At 70.3% G+C, this 1,516-nt stretch carries 2 protein-coding genes; both read left to right on the forward strand.

Annotated elements, in window-relative coordinates:
* On the forward strand, positions 1 to 1,038 hold a 1,038-nt coding region (locus I0Q12_RS34155), incomplete at its 5' end, for a molybdopterin cofactor-binding domain-containing protein (protein WP_231611596.1).
* Positions 1,039 to 1,057: 19 nt separating this feature from the next.
* Positions 1,058 to 1,516: XdhC family protein (locus tag I0Q12_RS34160; protein ID WP_231611597.1), on the forward strand; the 459-nt coding region annotated here is incomplete at its 3' end.

Raw genomic sequence — 1,516 nt, forward strand, 5'->3', positions numbered from 1 at the left:
GAACAGGCGGAGCGGCGCGAGCGCGGCGAGCTCATGGGCATCGGCATGTCGTTCTTCACCGAGGCCGTCGGCGCCGGGCCGCGCAAGGACATGGACATCCTCGGCCTGGGCATGGCCGATGGCTGCGAGCTGCGGGTGCACCCGACCGGCAAGGCCGTGGTCCGGCTGTCGGTGCAGTCGCAGGGGCAGGGCCACGAGACGACGTTCGCGCAGATCGTCGCGGAGGAACTGGGCATTCCACCCCAGGACATCGACGTCGTGCACGGCGACACCGACAACACCCCGTTCGGGCTCGGCACCTACGGCAGCCGCTCGACCCCGGTCTCGGGCGCCGCGGCCGCGCTGGTCGCCCGCAAGGTCCGCGACAAGGCGAAGATCATCGCCTCCGGGATGCTCGAGGTGTCCGTCGCCGACCTGGAATGGGAGAAGGGACGCTTCCACGTCGCGGGCGACCCCGACGCGGCCGTCACGATCCAGGACATCGCCATGCGCTCGTACGGCGCCGGCGACCTGCCGGAGGGGATCGAGGGCGGGCTCGAAGCCCAGATCTGTTACAACCCCGAGAATCTCACCTACCCGTACGGCGCGTACTTCTGCGTCGTCGACATCGACCCGGGTACCGCCCAGGTGAAGGTGCGGCGGTTCCTCGCCGTCGACGACTGCGGCACCCGCATCAACCCGATGATCATCGAGGGCCAGGTGCACGGCGGCATCGTCGACGGCATCGGGATGGCGCTGATGGAGATGATCGAATTCGACGAGAACGGAACGTGTCTCAGCGGTTCCTTCATGGACTACCTGATCCCGACTGCGCTCGAGGTGCCGCACCTCGAGACCGGATTCACCGTCACCCCGTCGCCGCACCACCCGATCGGCGCGAAGGGTATCGGCGAGTCCGCGACCGTCGGGTCCCCGCCTGCCGTCGTCAACGCCGTCGTCGACGCACTGAAACCGTTCGGGGTGCGGCACGCCGACATGCCGCTGACGCCGTCGCGGGTGTGGGAGGCGATGCAGGGCCGGGCGACACCACCGATCTGACGGGAGGGTGAAGAGAACCATGGACCTCACCGCGCGGGCCGCGCAGCTTTCCGCCGACCGCCGGCCGTTCGTCCGCGCCACCGTGGTGCGGGCACAGAAGCCGACGTCCGCGAGATCCGGGGACTGCGCGCTCGTGCTCGGCGACGGCACCATCGAGGGCTTCGTCGGTGGGCAGTGCACCGAGAATTCCGTGCGCGTCGCCGCTCGCGAGGCGCTCGATACCGGTGAGAGTGTGCTGCTGCGGGTGCTGCCGGGGGACGCGGGCGTCTTTCCCGAGGCGCCCGGCGCGACCGTCGCGGTCAATCCCTGCCAATCCGGAGGCGCCATGGAGATCTTCCTGGAACCGCAACTGCCGGCGCCGATCCTCGCGATCTTCGGGACGTCCCCGATAGCCGAGGCGGTCGCGGCGTTCGGGGAGCTCCTCGACCTCGCCGTGGTCCGGCTGCCCGGCACCCACGTGCCGGACGGGGCGACCGCC

Origin of the sequence: Rhodococcus sp. CX, assembly GCF_015865005.1 — a bacterium.
Taxonomy (GTDB): domain Bacteria; phylum Actinomycetota; class Actinomycetes; order Mycobacteriales; family Mycobacteriaceae; genus Rhodococcus.